The organism is Virgibacillus litoralis, assembly GCF_017873675.1.
In the GTDB taxonomy this organism is placed as follows: Bacteria; Bacillota; Bacilli; order Bacillales; family Amphibacillaceae; genus Lentibacillus; species Lentibacillus litoralis.
Genome location: NZ_JAGGKK010000005.1, coordinates 165,349 through 180,765, shown reverse-complemented (window position 1 = coordinate 180,765; position 15,417 = coordinate 165,349). Strand labels below are relative to the sequence as shown.

Here is a 15,417-nt window from a genome sequence, read left to right as displayed (position 1 = left end):
CCCTTGGTTTCTTATACTGAATTAAAGAAGGAAATCGAGAGGTACATCGATTATTACAATCACGAACGCATAAAAGAAAAATTGGCTGGTTTAAGCCCAGTGGAATACCGAACTCAAACCAGCCAAACAGTTGCATAATCAAAACTCTAACTTTTGGGGGTCACTACCTACATTGACCTTTTTAGTTAGTTAGTTCTGATTTGTCCATAGATTGATATCATCAAAATAAACGGTTCCAATTTGATAGCTTGTTATATATGCATAGATCCGTACATATGCAGCATTATCAGGTGCGGTACCTTGCGTGTTAACTTCCTCCCATTGGCCAAGCATGGTCTCAAAATGGTTAGCATAGTTAGCGACTTGGTTACCATCTTTATCGTAAAAGCGTAACAGAAAGCTTGCTGAACCTTCTTCAGTAAAAGCTTGGGTTGAAGCCATATACTCAACGCCAGGTTCTACATCTATTTTATCACTGTACAGTGCAACAGATGCAGATCTTACATTATCATCAATCTTTAAACTATTGTTTCCACTAAAACTGCGTTCATCCGTAACTTCATAGTAATGATCTTCACCTTCTTGAAATGCAGATGTCCACCCAGGTATAGCCTCATCTGTCAAAGGTTCCTCAAAGCCAGGATTTATTAGTTGTATGGAATTCACTGGCGGTTCCTCATTTTCAGATGACAAGGTTTCTATAAGATTCTCGACTTTTGAATTCAATATATCCTTTGCATCATCTGAAATAAATTCTTTCATAGAATCGTTGTTCAGAAGTTTAAGCAGATCATTCAGATGCTTAACAGCCTGGCTTGTATCATCCTTATTTAGATGGTGTTTTGCTTGTTCCAACTTATTAGTCAATTGAGAATAGACTGGTTCTGCAATGTCTTCTGAGTTGTGATAACCGTCAAGAATTTCCTGTATAAGCCCTGCACTTGTTACCTCAACCTTATATAGAAGTGTACGGTTAGATGGAAGCGAGTAGTATATGTTCCCATCGTCTCCTATCGTAAAGGATTTTGCATCGGTGATCTTATGACTGACAAGTGTTTCAGGGTCTATTGCAGTTAGATTATTATCAAATTTTGCATACAATATATCGTTTGACCATTCTAAATCAATAGTTTGCCAGTCAGCGTAATAAAGAGCGCCGTCCGGATAAATCTTTTTGCTTTTTACTACGTTTAACGTGTCGGGATCCAATGCAAAAATAATGTTATTTGCGGCACCCCATAACAAGCCGTTTTTACCAAAGGATAAATCGCCAATTGTCTGTGGGTTGTCTATACCTTCGATTGGTAGCGATATTTCTTCTATTTTCTGTTCGTTTTCAACATCCCATTTGAAAATTTTGGCCTCTTCAGCAACTGGATCTATCCCCAGACCGCCATTAATGGTTGTTGTACCATAAACAATTCCATCTTTATAGGCTAAGCTAGCAATACTTTGATTTTCTACTACATTACGGTAGACTGTTGGATTGGTTTGTTCTCCAGTTTGGTCATATACCGTCAAAGCACCACCTAGCTTTCCATAGTCGGGAATACTTCCGATAAACGTCTTTCCATCTGCGCTAATAATATCACTGATTCTATCTTGTTCTTTCCCAATTTGAAACAGCTGCTTAGGATTGTTTTCTCCAGGCTCTTCCTTTGTGTCATATTCAAAAATTCTTGCCCCGGGATACACTCCAAATAGCATTTTGTCCTCAAAAGAACTCATACTGTCGCCCTGTCCTAAAGCGAAAGAGGTAGTAGAGTTGTCAACTGGATTAAAGATAGCACCTTCTGTGGCTTGTGTACCAGTAATATATATGTTTCCATCGGGTCCATTCTTTACTTTGCTCATAATCGCCGGAGCCCCTTCTACTAATGAAGGACGTTCAATAACCTGGTTTGTCTCGATATTAAATATTGTTACACTGCCAGCCCAGTTAATAGTAACCAGACTTTTACCAGGTAGATCCGGGTCGCTTAGTTCAACCCAATCTGCTCCACGTAAGCCACTGCCATATCTCATACCTGTGTCATTAATCTCCAATGTGTTTAAATCGATCGACATGAATTTATCATCTGGTGTCATGTAATACACTAATCCGTTGTTTGATTCTTCTTCAACATGCAAACCTCTTACGTTTGGAACGACAACATCAAGCCACTCTTGTGTTTCTGTATCGTAAATGTAGCCATTGTTGGTGTCGTTATACCTGATAAACAAATAACGATTATCCACGCTGTCCATGTCATAGACAGTACCGGTTTCATCTAAAGAAGCAGCAATATTAGTTTTCTCTCCGGAAGCAATATTGTATTTAATTATTTTATCTTTAGCAGTTCCGGCGTAAATGTTTCCGTCCACATAAGCGATTGATCGAATATATTGCCTTGAAGACTCATCAATCATTTTGCCATAATCTGTAACTTCTTCATTTTCCGGGTTAAACTTATATACTTTCCCACCCGGATAGGTCCCAACATAAACATTTCCTTCAGGATCCGATGTTATTGAATAAGGAAATGTTTGGCCTGGGAATGTAGCGACAACCTTGGCATCCTTCGTTTCAGGAGAATACTTCCAAAGTTTAGCTCCTCCGCCAATAGTAGCTATATACAAGTCACCATCGACTGTAACCTCGTGTGCCCATGTACTCTCGGCACCTTCAAGGGTAATCGTCCGCAGCAATTCATAATTATCTAGGTCTACCACATTAAGCTTGGCAGGTATTCCTTTTGCGGTAGTGTACATGACGTCATGGCCATCTTCTTTTCCAACTGCACCATCGAAGATACTAACTGTTCCAGTAAGAGGTGCCAATACCTTTTCGGGTTCCCCATAAGTGGTGTTAGCAAGTTCTGTTGATTCCTGACCCGAGTTTGCTTGTGCGAGCGATGGAAGTCCGGCTAAGACAAGTACTAACAATCCTGCTAATAAATAGGACCATTTGTTTAAAATAGGATTTCCTTTCATTTAATATCTCTCCTCATTTATTATCGTTGATATTGATAAAGTTTATGGTCTCTTGCGAAGTAGAAGTTTCCATCAGCATCTTGCGCGAATAAAGATGCATCTTCAGCTAGCGTTTCTTTTTCCCATGTTTCTGGATTTACTTTGAAAAGTTCATTATGTGTCTGACCATAAAGATTACCATCATCATCAAATGTTAATGCGCCTCCGCGCCATAGGTGACCAACTCTATCCCAGTTCAATGAATATAATTTTTCGTGCCGAACAATTTGATTGGATTGTGTGTCATATTTAAATAGAACACCTGATGTTAATCCCCATAGGTTTCCTTCATCATCAAGGGTTAGTGCTGAAATTGCTTTTTCACCAGGTACTGGAACGGTCTCTAATACTTTTTGTTCATTTTCCATATCCCAGATGAATAATTTTGCCTCGTCTTCAGTTGGTTGGATTCCTAGTCCTCCCCAAACCGAAGTTCCTCCATATACTAATCCGTCTTTATAAGCAAGTGATATTACACTTTGGTTTTCCACGACGTTTCGATGGAAGGAGTATTCATTTGTTGCGGGATCAAAGATAGTTAATGCTCCGCCTAATTTTCCGTAATTAGGCACAGTACCGACTGCCAGTTTATCGCCAGCAGAAACTAGTGCAAAAGGTCGATCCTGGTCTTTGTCTTTTAAGCTGAAGTGCTCTACTGGATTTTTACCTAGCTCATATGGGTTATCAGGATTGTAAGAAAAAAGCTCTGCTCCTGTATAAATGCCCATATACAATCTGTCATTATGCGTTACCATACCTTCAATTTGTCCTAGACCTTTATACTCTGTAAGTTGATTTGCCTGGTAATCGAATTCAGCAAGCCCACCGGAAAAATAACCTCCAACAAATATATTTCCGTTAGGTCCTTGAGTGAGGGATTGAATATCAACTGGTTCCCCCTTGATCTGTCCAGGTGTGATTTCAGTGTTACCGGTTATCGGGTTATATTTTCGGATTTCCCCGTTCCACGATATGGTTGCTAATGTCTTACCTGGAAATTCCTTCGTTCCGAGATTAATCCAGCCAAATCCTCGTGCTGAAAAGAGGTCGTCAAATCCTGTTGCTTTTAACTCAAGTGTATTTAAGTTATAAGAAAAGAGTTGTTCATTTCTGATTAAATAAATGTTGTTCTTTGGCCCCGCTTGGGAGACATCTATTCCATTCGCATCTTCAATCTCGTCAATAACCTCCATTGTTTTCAAGTCATATACAAGAATAGTGCTAACACCTGTGACTCTGGCAAATAGTTTATTGCGGACAACATTAATATCGTAAACATTTGTTGCCTCTGAAAATTTGTCAGGCAGTGGTATTTGCTTGGTTTCTCCTGTTTCTGTATCTAACTCGACAAGATTTGCCCCATTGGTTCCAACCCCGGCATATGCCTTGTCCTTATAAATATCTATACTTCTAACATATTGCTGTCCTTCAACCATTTGACCATAATCACGGAACTCGTCCGTTTCGGGATTATATTGAAATACTTTACCGCTTGGATATGTCCCGCCATAAATGTTACCGTCCTCATCGGAGCTAATGCGCCAGATGAATGATTCACCTGCAAGGGGCTTTCCAAGGTTTTCAACTTGATCGCTGCCTGGTACATAACGGTATAGCGTGCCGTTTGAGTAGGTCCCCATATAAACATTTCCGTCTGGGTCTACTGTAAGTGCCCAGCTGTTACTAGCGCCTTCCAATGAAAAGCTATTAATCAGTTCACCGGATTCAGCATTCACAACATTAAAAACAGCAGGCGATCCTCCGGAGACTGCATAAATCCAATCTTCTTCACCATCTGGGCTTTTACCATAGGCAGCTCCAGGAATTGAAACAGCATTTAAAGCAGTTCCAATTTCGCGTACGTTACTTTCTGCTGCTTCTGTACTTTTGTTTTCAACAACACCTAAATAAATAGTGAATAGCAAAGGTAATGCCAATAGAAATATTACTTTACGCATCTTAATAACTCATCCTTTCCATTGTGAATTGTTAAAAGTAAAACCCTAGTCCGAATTCACCTCCGATTACTCGGTTCCCTATTACGAATGATGGCCTTCACAGAGAAAGCGTTTTCAATTTTCTCTATAGTTAATATTTTTAGACAAGTATCCACCTATAACAAGTCTTTTAAGAGTCCTTATGTTAATTAGGACAAATGTACTATGCGAAACTAACTGCAACAAAAAAAGGTCTAACCTTTGAGGTTAAACCTTTCCTTTAATATCACTCTATACCTGTTTAAGTTAATCCTTTCCTGCGCTCAATTTTTCTGAAAGCTCTAAAACTAGTCCAAGTCATCGCAATTGCCAAAAGACTCCCACTAAATAACGGAATTATTCCTGGTAAAAGCGTGATTGCAAAATATAGTAATACAATTGAAACAGCACTTAGTATGGTTTCAATTGGGGAAGTTATTGCAACTAAAAAAGATTGTTTAATATATTGAAAGAATTTCAAGTCAAAATGAACGAATACAGGAAAGAAAAATAACAAGGTCACGGCATATGAAATAAGTATAAAAATAAATACTGGAAGCAGATAGGCTAATTTACCATCGTTCACCTGCAGAAAAGTAAAGTCGTAATAAAGGATGTAACCGACAGTAATAAATAATAAACCCAGACCATTTGCCTTTATAAAATCAGTGCGAAAAACTGTCCAAAATGCTGGGAAGATCTTAAAGTTACTTTCTTTGCGCATCCATTTGCGGACAACTGTAAACATTGCCACGGTTGCTGGAAACAATCCGAAAATTACTAGTCCTCCTATTGTAAATAAAATCCAAAGTAAATTTATGTAAGCTAATTTGATCATCCAAAAAGCAGCCATATTAAATTTTTCCCAACCACCGAATGTCATGTTGTTCCCCCTTCAATTAAGCATGCAGTATATCATTATTGTTTTCCACAAAATTTCTAATATTTTAATTCATTATATGGGTGTCCAAAAATCATGTCAACACGGTTGAATAAATACGATTTTCTACTGGCAGGAAATTTAGTTTTATTAAAGACACTTTAGTGACTTGTCTCTAGACGAAAAAAAACATAGAATAATAGCAAGGCAATGAATATTTTGATAATTAAAGCATTTTTAGAAAAGATGGCTTTCTTGCCAAGCCTTAATAGCGAAAAGCCTAGTTGCACTTATGCAGTAATTCTTAACTGGTAAAAAATAATTTCCTGCATCCCATTCATTCTAATTGTACATATATGACAGCGCTTTCTATATTAAGGCGGTTTGTATGCTTCAAAAATAATATGCAGGAATTCTAAGGGGGTGTCTGTTCATTTTGTTATAGTGTCTTAGATTGTTATGTAACAAATTAATTAAGAAGAGAGGGGTTTAATTAAGATGAAGAAACTAAGCATTTTTTTACTACTAATTCTCTTGGGAACTGTATTAGCAGCTTGTAATTCAGATGAAGATGCCGCTGCAACTGATGGAGAAGTATCCGGGGAAATAACGGTATGGGTTCATCCATATACGGGAGATGCTGAAGCAGAAGAAGCGATGTGGGATGAAATCGTAGCATCTTATGAAGAAAAATTTGATGCAACAGTAACAATTGAAACAATTCCGTGGGGTAACCGAGATCAGAAGATACTTACGGCTCTAGCGGCTAATAATGGTCCAGACGTATTTTATGCTATTCCGGATCAAATGCCACAGTATGCAGATGAGGGTATGTTATTGGAGCTTGACCCATATTTAGAGGATAACAATATGGATGATTTCGTAGACACTGCTTTGGTTTCAACAAAATGGCAGGATAAAACATATGGTCTTCCTATTTTGCAGGAAGCATATACGCTTTTCTATAATGTTGAAGTAATTGAGGCAATTGGTAAAGATCCTGAAAATTTACCTTCTACATGGAGTGAATTTGAAGAGTGGGCAAAAGCAGCAAAAGAAGAAGGTTACTATGCATATAGCTATCAAGGCGGAGGTTCAATGAATGGAACGTTATATCCTTTCCTTTGGCAAGCGGGTGGAAAAGTTGTAACACAGGATGATGAAGTGATGATCAATAATGCTGAAGGTGTAGAAGCTTTTGAGTTTATCAATAAAATGTATGAAAAAGGATGGGTTCCTGAAGACTCAATTACTGCTATGAATCATGACGCAATCTGGAATGCAGGAGAGATGTTGGCTGTACAAGGTTCAGGGATCTCATTAACGAATTTACAGGAAAGTGGCTTGGACTTCGTTATTGCACCACCACTTAAAAATAAAGAGCAAAAAACATATGGTACAACAGGAATGTTCGTTGTCCCAACAAATAGTGATAACCCTAATGCAGCAGCCGAATTTGTGAAAACAGTTACCAGTGCAGAAAATCAAAGAAGATTTAACACAGTAACTCAGTATATTCCAACAAGGGAATCTGCAAAGGATATTTTTGATGATCAACAGTATTTGAAGCAGCTTTCACAATATACACAATATGCATTACCTGGAGTAATTCATCCAAAAGGACGTAATATAATGCCAATGATTCAGGCTGAAGTTCAAACAATGATGGAAGGCGAAAAAACTCCACAAGAGGCAGCAGATGCGGCAGCAGAAGCTATAGAAGCTGAAATTGCTAAATAATAAATTCTAGATAGAACAGAGGGTTTGACCGATATTACAGTCAAACTCTCTGTTACTAACTTACATATGAAATAAGGTGATTACACTGAATAATGCAGACAAGATCAACGAAGAATTGGAATCTTATAATAAAGGGAAAGTCCCTTTAAAAGATCGAATGAAGAGAAAAAAAGGTGATAGTTCTTATTCCAAAAAGCCAAAGCTGCCTTTTAAAGAAAGAGTCAAGAGGCAATGGGATCGCAATGCAATAGTGTATATTTTTCTTGTGCCTACATTACTTCACTTTTTTGTTTTTCAGGTGTTCCCATTTGCATTCAGTTTTGTTTTGACATTTTTGGATTGGAAAGTAATCGGGGATCCGGAATTTGTAGGACTTAAGCATTGGATAGCGTTTATGAATGATGGATTAGCTTGGAAGGCAATTTGGAATACAGTACTATTTTCCATCTATTATATCGTACCTACTATGGCACTTGGACTGATCTTAGCATTAATCATTAACTCAGGTGTTAAAGCATCAGGGTTGTTTAAAGGAATCTTTTTCTTACCAGTAGTTACATCCTTTGTAATTATAGCTGGTATCTGGGGATGGTTATTCCGAGGTACAGAATCAGGTATGGTGAACTATCTGTTAAGTTTTATTGGAATAGATACACAACTATTTTTAGCAGACTCTGATCAGGCGCTAATGGTGCTTGCTGGTTTAAGTATATTTAAGGTTGCCGGAAGTACAATGATCTATTATTTCGCAGGTCTTCAATCAGTAGATAAACAATTGTATGAAGCGGCTCGGATTGATGGTGCATCACCTTTACGAATATTTTGGACAATAACCTTTCCGTTGCTAAAGCCGATTCACTTTTACGTGGCAATTATTACAACGATAGGTTCGTTCCAAATTTTCGATTCCACATTTTTACTTACAGGTGGAGGACCAAACTACTCAACAACAACAATTGTATTTTACCTATATCAACAAGGGTTTGCAGGGCTTAACTTAAGCTATGCTGCTGTTCTGTCTTATGTATTGTTCTTTATAATCTTGGTTATTTCACTTATCCAAAGAAAGTATCTAGGACAAGACACGAATCATTATTAATCATCAGGCCTTTTTGGAAGGGAGATTAGAAAATTGAAAAAAACGATCACATATACCTTATTGTTTCTATTAGCCTTTAGTTTTCTCCTGCCGTTTATCATTATGGCTTTGGGATCGTTTAAAGATATGAAATATGCATTGCTGGATCCACTTTTTTGGATACCAGAAGATCCTACCCTTAGTAACTATTTATACCTGTTTAATGACGGAATTTTTCTTAGGTGGATTTTTAACTCGTTAGTTATTACCATCATTCCTGTCTTTAGTCAGATGTTATTTTGTGCAATATTAGGGTATATTTTTGCCAAGAAAAAATTCCCAGGGAGAGAGGTCATATTTTGGGTATTTATGGCCGTAATAATGATTCCGCAACAACTATTAATTATTCCGAAATATATTATGTTTGCAGATTTCGGTTGGATTAATACGTATTGGGCTTTAATTATTCCTGAACTTTGGGGGATTATGGGAGTATTTTTAGTACGGCAATTCCTGCAAAATATCCCGAATGATCTGGAAGAGGCTGCACGTATTGATGGTGCTAATGATATTAAAGTATTCTTTAAAGTTATCTTACCCTTATCAATACCAGTAGTTGCAACAGTGGGGACTTTCTCGTTTATATCAAATTGGAATGACCTATTCCAGCCATTGATTTATATGACAAAAGAAGAGATGTTTCCTGTGACAGTTGGTTTAGCATCGTTGCTTGGTAAAGAAGGGGATTTCGGTATTGAAATGGCCGGATCGACACTTTCATTTGTTCCGACCTTCATTATATTCCTGTTCTTCCAGCGTTATTTCACAGAAGGAATTCAGATGTCAGGGCTAAAATAAAAGGTATTATCGCTAAACTGAAAGGCGGCAAAATATGTCAGACAACTTGAAGGTCGGCATCATTGGGTTAGATACATCGCATGCTGTAGCCTTTACAAAATTACTTAATGCCCCTTTGGAAAAATATCATGTACCTGGTGGAAAAGTTGTGATAGCTTTTCCTGGAGGTTCCCCTGATTTTGACCTTAGTATATCTCGTGTAGAGGGTTTTACAAAGGAACTTCAGCGTAAATATGATGTCAACATTACTGACTCTATTGAACGTGTAGCAGAAGAAAGTGATGCAATTTTATTAGAATCAGTGGATGGAAGAGTCCATTTGGAGCAGTTGCGAAGAATTATTTCCTATAAGAAACCAATTTTTATCGATAAACCGTTCAGTCTGAAGTCAAAAAAGGCTGCTGAAATGGTTAAACTTGCTTCAGTTTACCAGACTCCAGTTATGAGTACGTCTGCTCTTCGTTATGCAGATGCATTGGTAGAAGTATTATCAATGTCTGATAAAGGAGAAATAATAGGTGCTGATTGCTTTGGCCCGATGGAACTGCAGGAGAAGCAACCAGGCTTTTTTTGGTATGGAATCCATTCGATTGAAATGCTGTTTGCGATTTTAGGTGAAGGGTTCCAGTCAGTAACCACCACAACAAACGGTGAACATGATGTTATTGTTGGACAGCGTCGGGATGGGCTTTTTGGAACTGTTCGGGGCAACCGTGAAGGTAACAAGCAATTTGGAGCCGTAGTTCACTTTGAACGGGGTACCGAATATGTCGATATAAACACCAGTGCAAAGCCTTATTATGCCAGCTTACTAGATCAGATAATGGATTTCTTTCAAGATGGAATCCCAAGAGTATCGTTAGCAGAAACGAAAGAGATAATTCGATTTATTGAAGCGGCGAACGAAAGTAGAACTACTGGAAAACAGGTTTTAATTTGAGGTGAGTGAAAATATGACGTCAGTAAAATTTGGCATCATTGGTGCAGGTGTATTAGCACCATTGCATGCCAAAGCAATTACATCAAATCCCCAGGCTGAACTTGTGGCGATATCGGATATTGATCAACAAAAGGCTGCTGTTTTAGCTGAGGAATTTGGCGTAGCAAAAACATTTACAGATTACCAGGAAATGCTTCAAGAACAGATTGATGTCGTTTGTATCTGTGTGCCAAGTGGCATGCACGCAAAATTTGCTCTCACTTGTGCCGCAATGGGAAAGCATATTTTATGCGAAAAACCTTTAGATATTAAGTTCGAACAGATGGACCAGATGATCCGCGCATGTAACGGTGCGGGCGTAAAACTAGGTGCTGTTTTCCAAAGGAGGACATTACCGCATTTTATTGCTGCAAGGAACGCCAAGGAAAACGGGCTACTTGGAAATATGATGATGATTCACGCTTATTTGAAGTATTTTCGTGATGATGACTATTATGCCAGTGCTGGCTGGCGTGGTAAATGGGAACTTGATGGCGGCGGAGCACTGATGAATCAGGGTGTTCATGGTATCGATCTTTTACAGTGGATTGGCGGGGAGATTGAAAGTGTATTTGCTTATAATGATACATTAGCTCGCCAAAATATTGAGGTCGAGGATACTGCAGTTGCTGTGGTGAAGTTTAAACATGGTGGATTCGGGACAATTCAAGGTGCGACTTCCGTATTCCCGGAACAGCAGACATCCATTGAAGTTAATGGTGACAAAGGAACAGTAAAAGTTTCCGATACTACTGTGGACATTTGGGAATTCATGAACAATGATAGAGAACTTAAGAAGCCACAATTGCCCGAGGCTGATCATGACGGACACTCCATTATAGTTGGTGACATGGTTGAAGCTATTTTAGAGGGTCGTGAACCAATGGTATCCGGAATTGAAGCAAGGAAATCAGTTGAAATTATTTTGGCAATATATGAATCAGCTCGCTCAGGTCGTGAAGTAGTGCTATCGGATTTCCACCCTTTTAAAACGTGAGGAGGTATTTGATTGACTTACAAGCTGCATATGTTAAATGAACAAGGAATCCCATCCCTTATTGAGGGTATTGATTCTACAGAAGATTGGTTGAAACAAAGGTCAGATATCTTTAAGCGGTGGCAGGATATGCTAGGAAAACTTCCGGAGAGGGTACCGTTAGATTTAAAAGTTCATGCAGAGTTAAAAGAAGAGAGCTTTATCAGACAGCATATCACATACAATACAGCCGATGATGATACTGTTACGGCATACTTACTGATTCCAGAGGGAGCAGTAGAAAAAAAGCTGCCAGCAGTAATTGCGCTGCATGGTACAGATGAAATGGGGAAGGATTCGATTAGTACAAATAATGCCAAACATTTTAAAAATTATGCGACTGAACTCGCCAAAAGAGGCTATGTTGTACTAGTGCCAGATGCTTTAACTGCTGGCGAACGGATCAAAACAGGCGAGAAGCCGTTTTATAATGCTTATTTTTATCGTGATTTCCCGCAATATTCATCGATTACCGCCAAGAACCTTGTGGATCATCGGCAAGGTATAGATTTACTCGAAAGCCATCAGGTTGTAGACACGAATCGTATCGGAGCTATTGGTCATTCATTCGGTGGCTACAATGCTTATTATTTGGCTGGAATAGATGACAGGGTAAAGGCTGTTGTAACCAGCTGCGGATTTTCTATGTTTACTGGGGATTATCGGCCGCAGCGTTGGGCTGACCGGGATTGGTATACACATTTTCCAAAATTAACACCAATGATAGCAGAAGGTGATATCCCTTTTGAATTTCACGAAATTTTGGCTCTTGTAGCACCGAAGCCAGTGTTCAATTGGAGCGGGCAAAGTGATTCAATTTTTCCGCATTGGAAATCGATTGCCAGCGGATTGCATAATGTGTACCAGTTATATGAAAAGCTGGGTTATCATGACCACTTTACATCATTATTTGGTGCAGAAGGGCACGAATTTCCACCACACATACGAGAATCTGCATATCAGTTTTTGGATAAATGGCTTGATAATGAAATGTCATCCTAAAAGGAGTAATCAATTTATGCGTATAACTGCTATCGATGTTTTTCCTTTAAATTTACCGATGCTGCAAAACTTCTCCATTTCCGGTGGGCAAGTTGGGAGCAAGAATGCAGGTGCACCACATGTGTATGTACGTATAACGACTGATGATGGCAAGGAAGGCTGGGGAGAAGCACGGCCAAGTCATCGCTGGAGTTATGAAACATTGGAAACAGTCGTAAGTACGATCCAAAATTATTTTGCTGAGGCATTAAGGGGCATGGAATTAGTTAATCTTGAGGAAATTCACAGTGTAATGGATCAGCAGATATCATCAGGAATAACTCGCGGGCAACCGATAGCGAAGGCTGCAATTGACATGGCTGTTATGGATGCTGTCGGAAAAAGCACAGGGCAACCACTTGCACATGTATGGCTGTCTCCTCAGCAAAAGAAGATTGCACTCTCCTATTTAATTAGTGCCACAAATGTGGAAGATGCTGCAGAAAAGGCACGAATTGCGAAGGACCAGGGGTATACAGGCGTTGACGTTAAAATAGGATTAAACCCTGAGAAAGATATCGAAATAATAAAAGCTGTAAAGGAAGTAATACCTGAAGCTTATTTTCGTGTAGATGCCAATCAAGCTTACCGACTAAAAGAGGCAATGCGTTTAAGCAGAGAAATGGAGAAAATAGGAGTCAATGTATTTGAACAGCCATTAATAGCTGGTGATTTACAAGGACATGCGAAGCTTCGGGAGTTTACAACCATTCCTATCGCTTTAGATGAGAGTATATGGACGCCTGAAGATGTCGTTCGAGCTATCCGGTTAGAGGCATGTGACGCTATTGTCATTAAAGTGACGAAAATGAGTGGCCTATCACGAGCGAAACAATGTGGTGAAATTGCTCAAGCTGCTGGATTGGAATTAATCGGTGGAGGGTTAACGGAATCATCATTAGGACTCTATGCAAGTGCACAGCTGTTTCATGCGTTAGGGATTACATCACCAGTCGATTTGAATGGTCCGCTATTTCTGGCAGATGACCCCTCTAAGGTGAAAGCTGAGATTGAACAAGGCGAAGTTACACTGCCTAGCGGGTTGGGAATAGGATGGGAAGTTGATGCTGCTAAGCTGGAGAGACTATCAGTATAGCAGTGTCCTAAAGGTGGAAGGAAGTTCCTTGGCCGAGCGGGGGCACGCTGAATTGAGCGAGGGGGTACGCTGAACTCGAGCGAGGAGCGGGCAAACTCGAGCGAGAGCGCACTAAAGTCGAGCGAGTAGCACCCAAACTCGAGCGAGGAGCGGGCAAACTCGAGCGAGCAGCGCCCAAACTCGAGCGAGGAGCACTCGAACTCGAGCGAGGAGCACTCGAACTCGAGCGAGCAACACGCAAACTCGAACGACAACACACATGAAAAGGAGTTATTTCAGCTGTTCATCCATTATAAAAGTAAGACGATAGATTCGGCGGGGTCTGCCTTTATAGGTTACTTTTTCCTCGCCGATAATCTCGACTAGTTCAGCATCCATCCATTTTAACAAGATCCGGTGTGCACTTCTAATCGTTATTTTTAGAGTTGTAGCCAGTTCTTGTGCAGTATAGTCAATGATTCCGTAGCGGGCAACACGTGCCATTAGCTTTGTCATATAGGATGCAGACATACCAGCCTTTTCAGCTCGCTCTAGCAGTTGTGCATCTGTAATAGCTAAATCATATCTTTCGTATTGTGTATTGGTAGTAATATCGACCGGACCTAAGACACTTTTATCTTCGCGGACAATATAACAGACATCGCCGCCCAGTTCTTTTGACTGACGTAATGCTAATCGCGCGTGAGTGCCTGCCTCGGCAGCAGAACTTCCAAAGCCGACACCAATACTTAGCGTAATTCCAATAGCATTATTGGTATCTTGAAGTAAGGGTATGAACTTATATCCTCTGGTTTCGCGTTCAAAAATGCCGCGTGTTGTGATGAATGAATATTCTTCTCCTCCTAGATTTATTAAATGTCCATCAAGCTGTTTTATGTAATCGAGGAGAATCTGCTGGATGTTTAATTTTAGTAGTTGTATATCATGTTCTGATTTATATTTTTCAGTGACTCTTTTAAAATCATCAACGTTTATTAACCCAAAAACAATTTGTGACTCTTTGTTCCGGCGGGTATTTGTTGCAAGTAAAGCACGTTCTAAGGAAACAATCATGTCCTGTTGTGTAGGTGTTACCCACTCATTTGGAATATTCATTTCTGTCAATCTAATAGAAACTTCCTGTATTCCTGTTAGTACAATTGATTCATCAGACTTATAGTTTTCAATGTGGAAAGCTATAATGTCTTCAATCAATTTTGGCTTGGAGTGGTTTGGAAATACTTTGAACTCATAGTTTTCTTCACCTAATTCGACGAGTATTTTTTCGACATATTTTTCTTCAATCGTGTCGACTGATAAACGTTTTAAGCCATAGTTGCTTTTGATAAGAAATAATGATCTATATAATCCAGTACCCATTAATGGAACATGATGAACAGGGATTGAAAAATCTAACGATTGCTTGGCGAGATTGTATAAATGGAACTCTGTAAACACTAGAACATCAACATCATGCATTAACTCTATTGCTAAATCTGTAATTGCAGTGTCAGCTTCAACAACACCAAAGACTGGTTTAAAGTTTGGAAAAGATTTTAACGTTTCTTTTGTTTGGTCTAGGAGGGACTTTGATCCGATAATGCCAATATTAATTTCTGAACTATCATCAACTCGTTTATTAATTTGCATAAAATCATCTCCCTTAGAAAGACAAATGTATAGACATGTCTTTTAGTCATCATTATATTTATAATACTTTTTATAATTAGAATTGTCAAAAT

At 39.1% G+C, this 15,417-nt stretch carries 12 protein-coding genes; 8 read left to right on the top strand and 4 right to left on the bottom strand.

The window, feature by feature from the left end; translation table 11 throughout:
- The coding region (locus J2Z82_RS06695) for an IS3 family transposase (protein WP_245251162.1) at positions 1-138 on the top strand (138 nt) is incomplete at its 5' end.
- 51 nt (positions 139-189) lie between these two features.
- On the opposite strand, the gene J2Z82_RS06690 is transcribed toward J2Z82_RS06695, so the two are convergent.
- From J2Z82_RS06690 to J2Z82_RS06680, 3 genes are all read right to left on the bottom strand, one after another.
- Positions 190-2,973 (bottom strand): FIMAH domain-containing protein, encoded by a 2,784-nt coding sequence (locus tag J2Z82_RS06690; protein WP_209480007.1) that lies wholly within the window; start codon positions 2,971-2,973, stop codon positions 190-192.
- A gap of 20 nt (positions 2,974-2,993) precedes the next feature.
- The gene (locus tag J2Z82_RS06685; RefSeq protein WP_209480006.1) at positions 2,994-4,970 is read right to left on the bottom strand and encodes a ligand-binding sensor domain-containing protein; all 1,977 of its coding nucleotides are present in this window, start codon (positions 4,968-4,970) and stop codon (positions 2,994-2,996) included.
- A gap of 280 nt (positions 4,971-5,250) precedes the next feature.
- A complete protein-coding gene (locus tag J2Z82_RS06680; protein WP_209480005.1) occupies positions 5,251-5,871 on the bottom strand; it encodes a YesL family protein in 621 nt (206 codons plus the stop codon).
- 495 nt (positions 5,872-6,366) lie between these two features.
- Between J2Z82_RS06680 and J2Z82_RS06675 the strand changes: the two genes are divergently transcribed.
- From J2Z82_RS06675 to J2Z82_RS06645, 7 genes are all read left to right on the top strand, one after another.
- Positions 6,367-7,608 (top strand): sugar ABC transporter substrate-binding protein, encoded by a 1,242-nt coding sequence (locus tag J2Z82_RS06675; protein WP_209480004.1) that lies wholly within the window; start codon positions 6,367-6,369, stop codon positions 7,606-7,608.
- Between the two features lie 157 nt (positions 7,609-7,765).
- Positions 7,766-8,707: a carbohydrate ABC transporter permease gene (locus J2Z82_RS06670; protein ID WP_209480003.1), complete on the top strand. Its 942-nt coding sequence runs from the start codon at positions 7,766-7,768 to the stop codon at positions 8,705-8,707.
- A 33-nt stretch (positions 8,708-8,740) separates the two neighbouring features.
- A complete protein-coding gene (locus J2Z82_RS06665) occupies positions 8,741-9,544 on the top strand; it encodes a carbohydrate ABC transporter permease (RefSeq protein ID WP_209480002.1) in 804 nt (267 codons plus the stop codon).
- 34 nt (positions 9,545-9,578) lie between these two features.
- Positions 9,579-10,484 (top strand): Gfo/Idh/MocA family protein, encoded by a 906-nt coding sequence (locus J2Z82_RS06660; RefSeq protein ID WP_209480001.1) that lies wholly within the window; start codon positions 9,579-9,581, stop codon positions 10,482-10,484.
- A 13-nt stretch (positions 10,485-10,497) separates the two neighbouring features.
- Positions 10,498-11,520, top strand: a complete 1,023-nt coding sequence (locus J2Z82_RS06655) for a Gfo/Idh/MocA family protein (protein ID WP_209480000.1) — start codon at positions 10,498-10,500, stop codon at positions 11,518-11,520.
- 12 nt (positions 11,521-11,532) lie between these two features.
- Positions 11,533-12,561 (top strand): alpha/beta hydrolase family protein, encoded by a 1,029-nt coding sequence (locus J2Z82_RS06650; protein WP_209479999.1) that lies wholly within the window; start codon positions 11,533-11,535, stop codon positions 12,559-12,561.
- Positions 12,562-12,577: 16 nt separating this feature from the next.
- The gene (locus J2Z82_RS06645; RefSeq protein ID WP_209479998.1) at positions 12,578-13,696 is read left to right on the top strand and encodes a mandelate racemase/muconate lactonizing enzyme family protein; all 1,119 of its coding nucleotides are present in this window, start codon (positions 12,578-12,580) and stop codon (positions 13,694-13,696) included.
- A gap of 270 nt (positions 13,697-13,966) precedes the next feature.
- Here J2Z82_RS06645 and J2Z82_RS06640 read toward each other — a convergent pair whose 3' ends face one another.
- The gene (locus tag J2Z82_RS06640; protein WP_209479997.1) at positions 13,967-15,325 is read right to left on the bottom strand and encodes a GGDEF domain-containing protein; all 1,359 of its coding nucleotides are present in this window, start codon (positions 15,323-15,325) and stop codon (positions 13,967-13,969) included.
- Positions 15,326-15,417 lie beyond the last annotated feature (92 nt).

Excerpts from the sequence above, each read along its gene's own strand:
- J2Z82_RS06645 (WP_209479998.1), top strand. The coding sequence starts at position 12,578 with ATGCGTATAACTGCTATCGATGTTTTTCCTTTAAATTTACCGATGCTG.
- J2Z82_RS06685 (WP_209480006.1), bottom strand. The coding sequence starts at position 4,970 with ATGCGTAAAGTAATATTTCTATTGGCATTACCTTTGCTATTCACTATT.
- J2Z82_RS06680 (WP_209480005.1), bottom strand. The coding sequence starts at position 5,871 with ATGACATTCGGTGGTTGGGAAAAATTTAATATGGCTGCTTTTTGGATG.
- J2Z82_RS06640 (WP_209479997.1), bottom strand. The coding sequence starts at position 15,325 with ATGCAAATTAATAAACGAGTTGATGATAGTTCAGAAATTAATATTGGC.
- J2Z82_RS06690 (WP_209480007.1), bottom strand. The coding sequence starts at position 2,973 with ATGAAAGGAAATCCTATTTTAAACAAATGGTCCTATTTATTAGCAGGA.
- J2Z82_RS06670 (WP_209480003.1), top strand. The coding sequence starts at position 7,766 with ATGAAGAGAAAAAAAGGTGATAGTTCTTATTCCAAAAAGCCAAAGCTG.
- J2Z82_RS06675 (WP_209480004.1), top strand. The coding sequence starts at position 6,367 with ATGAAGAAACTAAGCATTTTTTTACTACTAATTCTCTTGGGAACTGTA.
- J2Z82_RS06655 (WP_209480000.1), top strand. The coding sequence starts at position 10,498 with ATGACGTCAGTAAAATTTGGCATCATTGGTGCAGGTGTATTAGCACCA.
- J2Z82_RS06660 (WP_209480001.1), top strand. The coding sequence starts at position 9,579 with ATGTCAGACAACTTGAAGGTCGGCATCATTGGGTTAGATACATCGCAT.